2 protein-coding genes and 1 pseudogene are annotated in these 3590 nt (G+C 43.0%); 2 read left to right on the top strand and 1 reads right to left on the bottom strand.

Annotated elements, in window-relative coordinates:
* Positions 1–2284 (top strand): cohesin domain-containing protein (locus tag AC1DUA_RS28865; protein WP_477503031.1); only part of this gene is annotated, 2284 nt, incomplete at its 5' end.
* A gap of 29 nt (positions 2285–2313) precedes the next feature.
* On the opposite strand, the pseudogene AC1DUA_RS28860 reads toward AC1DUA_RS28865, so the two are convergent.
* Positions 2314–2633: pseudogene (locus tag AC1DUA_RS28860) on the bottom strand (acyl-CoA thioesterase); the annotation flags it as partial.
* 583 nt (positions 2634–3216) lie between these two features.
* Between AC1DUA_RS28860 and AC1DUA_RS28855 the strand changes: the two are divergent.
* Positions 3217–3531, top strand: a complete 315-nt coding sequence (locus tag AC1DUA_RS28855; RefSeq protein WP_477503030.1) for an amidase family protein — start codon at positions 3217–3219, stop codon at positions 3529–3531.
* Positions 3532–3590 lie beyond the last annotated feature (59 nt).

The following is a 3590-nucleotide window of genomic DNA, read 5'->3' as shown; positions in this document are numbered from 1 at the left end:
GGTGCCTGGTAATGCGTATACCATTAAGGCATTCACCCGGACGGACAATAGTTATGGAATTCACGCTGAATTGGATAAGACTTTAGCGCAGGCCGGTGAAGTCGTTACACTGACGTTGTCATCTTTGAATGATAATATGTCCTACGCCATTATTACCGACAAAGGAGATAATCTTAGCAGTCAGCTTCGTAACAATACTCTTAAGTACACTGTAACAGGTGATGTAACCCTTTTTGTGAAAAGTTATTTAGAAAATGCAGACGAGACCATCAAGAATTCATCATTTGGTACAGGAAGCACAGCTGGCTGGGATGTTACGGGCACCTCGGAAATTCAGACGAGCCAGGATGGTTACTTCAATCGTTACTCTTTGAAACTAACCAAAGAAGCTACAGTTTCCCAGCGGCTCAAAGGATTAACTGCAGGCAAATCGTATACTCTCCGGCTACAGGCAAAAGGAACTGGCAGCCTAACGGTATTTGGCGGAGATTCAGTGAATACAACATTGATTTCCAAAAACTCAGCCTATAGCACGTATAGCGTGAGATTCACCGCAAAGTCTGCCAAAGAAACAATAGGTATTAAAACAATAGCGGGCAGTGTGATCGAAGTAGATGACTTCGCATTATCTTCTGATGTGAATGATGAGTTTATGTATTTTGTAGACGCTGGCGACATGAATCCTGCTACGCTAAGTCCAGGTGATTTGTATGGTGTCTATAACGGCGTAACCGATCAGTTCTACGGTCCGGATCCCGTTACCGGCAAAAAGTGGGGGGTTATAGATGAATATAAGTACAACGCTTCTTACCCCAATCTTATGACTGGTAAGGTAACATGGCCGGCTGAGAATCTATCGTTAGATGACAATTCCCCTGCGGCGCAAACTTTTCGTTTCCTTAAAGATCAGCCTGCGGGCAACGGTTCAACCGTTACCTACAAATTTGAATTGGAAAATGGCATCTATGATGTAGAAGTGGCCATCGCCAGCGGATGGGGTCAAGGGGCTAGGGGCTATAAAACAAACGTCTTCTTTAATAAAGCCCAAATCTTGAATAATGTAACGTTGTCGGATGACTACAAGAAACCATTGTTTGCAAAGGGCCAGGTGGTTATCGAGAATGGTGAACTAACCATCACGGCTGCACAAGGAACGAGTACGCCTTGTGTGATGATAAACTATATCATTGTCAAAAAGCTTCCCGGCGCGGTCTCAGGAATGGTATCTGATGGCACAAATCTGGTGTCCGGAGCAAGCGTAAGTCTGACGCTCGGCGACAGTGTATACACGACTATTACTTCGGAAAATGGAAATTATAGTTTTACTAATGTGCCTGCCAAGGCGGGGTACACCGTGACTGCGACAAAGAATGGCTACACAGCAGGAAGTGTTGGAGTCGATGTCACATCTGGTGAAACTAGTTCTAAAGTAGATATTGTCCTGGGTAATTTAGAAGAAAGAGGGGCAATCCTTATAGGTCAGGCAGCTGTAGTGGTGAACCAAACCTTCCAGCTTGTCTATGGATTAAATAATGTGGATGGCAAAGTCCTCGCACAAGATATTACTGTGAAGTATGATGTGAACGCTTTAGAACTTGTTGCACCACCTAGCTCATTAGACAGAGATAAATTTCTGATCGTCGACTATAAGGAAACACCAGGTCAAATTCGTATTCTTGGTGTGCATTTGGGCAACCTGCAAGTTAATCCGAACGAAGACCTAATAATATTAAATTTCAAAGCAAAACGAGACGCTGCAATAGGATCCACTCAAGTGGCCGTATCTGGTGTGGTGGTGGCCAATGATGCAGGTATGGAAACTTCAGTGAATGGCGCAGATCGTACCATTAACATCGGCGCCCTGGATAAAGAGGGATTGATCGCTCTTATAGCCAAAGCACAGGGTATCCTTGATAGGTCTATTGAAGGCAAGCAAGTAGGACAGTATCCGGCAGGATCGAAAGTTATCTTGCAGGAAGCTGTTAACAAGGCTCAGGAAGTCGTAAATGATCCATCTGCTGAGCAGCAGGCTATTGAGAATGCTGCAGAAGCACTGAATACAGCCCTAAAATCATTCTTAGCTTCCGTTTTTACAAGTATCCCTGGGGACCTTAATAAGGATGGAAAAATAAGTATCGGTGACCTTGCTCTCGTTGCGAATGCCTACGGTAAAACATCGAATGATCCTGATTGGGATCAAGTGAAACAAAGCGACATCAATGGAGATGGTATCATTGACATTGTTGACCTTGCGGCTATAGCTAAACTCATTCTGGAGTGGTGATGGAAGGCGGCTTGAAATGAAACTGCTTGGGCTATATCCCTTTTTCCTGTACGCAAATCTTCCGTAATAACTTTGACGAAAACTTCCATGGATGTTTTGCCCGTCCAAGTGACGAATGATTCCAAGGATACATAATCCGTCGGACGGATCGGTTTCAAAAAATCGACGGAGTCCGTGGAAGCCGTCACTGCCGTCACCCGACATAGTTTAGAAGCCGTAATGGATGCGATATCGCCGATCAAGGACATGAGCTTACCGCCGAACATCGTGTTGTGGTTATTGACATCCAGCGGAAACACTCTTGAAGTTTTAAAAAGCATCTAGTCTCTCTAACATATTTCTGTTCCAACATTGTTCCTCCCCATCCTTTTTATTATAGAATGCCCTAAGGAGGAGAATATTTAAACTATTTTTCATTTGGAGAATGTTTAATAACTTGAAAGAGGCGATGTATATGTCTTGTTCATTTGTGACAAACATAATGGAACTTCTAACCAACCACCTGGTGGGTATATTTTTGAAGACGAGTATTGGATGGTTTGCCATTTTCCTGCTGATCAATCCGTTCTAGGTCAATTAGTGATAGAATCGAAACGACATTTCTTGGATTTCTCTAATATGACTGATGAAGAGTCGAGATCGTATGGATATCTAGTTAAAAAACTTTACTCGACACTGAAAGAGATCACAGGTGCGGAACGGGTTTATTCTCTTGTAACGATCGACGGGATCCCACACTTCCATGTGCATTTCATACCCCGAATGGCTCATAGTGTTACGAAAGGTATTAAATTTATAGCACAGGAAAAGTCTTGTGAAGTAAATGATGCCACTGAATTAGTCCAAAAACTTATCGCGAAGTTTAAATAATTCATTGTTTGTTTTTAACGGAGAACGTTGATTGTACAATAAAAATTGAAAGAAGCGTTTGAATGCAAGACCTACAAGATAAGTGGATTATAGAGGCTGATATTAACAGCATGCAGACAGCCATGGAGTCAGGAAATACGACATCAGAAAATCTAATCAACGTTTATATAGAACGAATTCGAAGTTATTCTGGGCTAAATACAATCATTGAAATCAATCCTGATGCCATCGAAATTGCACGCGCATTAGATAAAGAACGGGCATGTCTGGGTATTCGAAGGCCACTGCACGGATTTCCTATTCTACTGAAGGATAACATTGATACCTATGATAACATGCACACAAGCGCGGGAGCTGTAGCTCTAGCTTCTTCCTAAGCAGTGGAAGACTCCTGGGTGGCAGCGCAGCTTCGTTCAGCAGGCGCTGTTCTCCTAGG

Source organism: Paenibacillus sp. 01T422 (assembly GCF_056398785.1).
The sequence above is the reverse complement of the archived record's forward strand: the minus strand, read 5'-3'. Positions and strand labels throughout refer to the sequence as shown.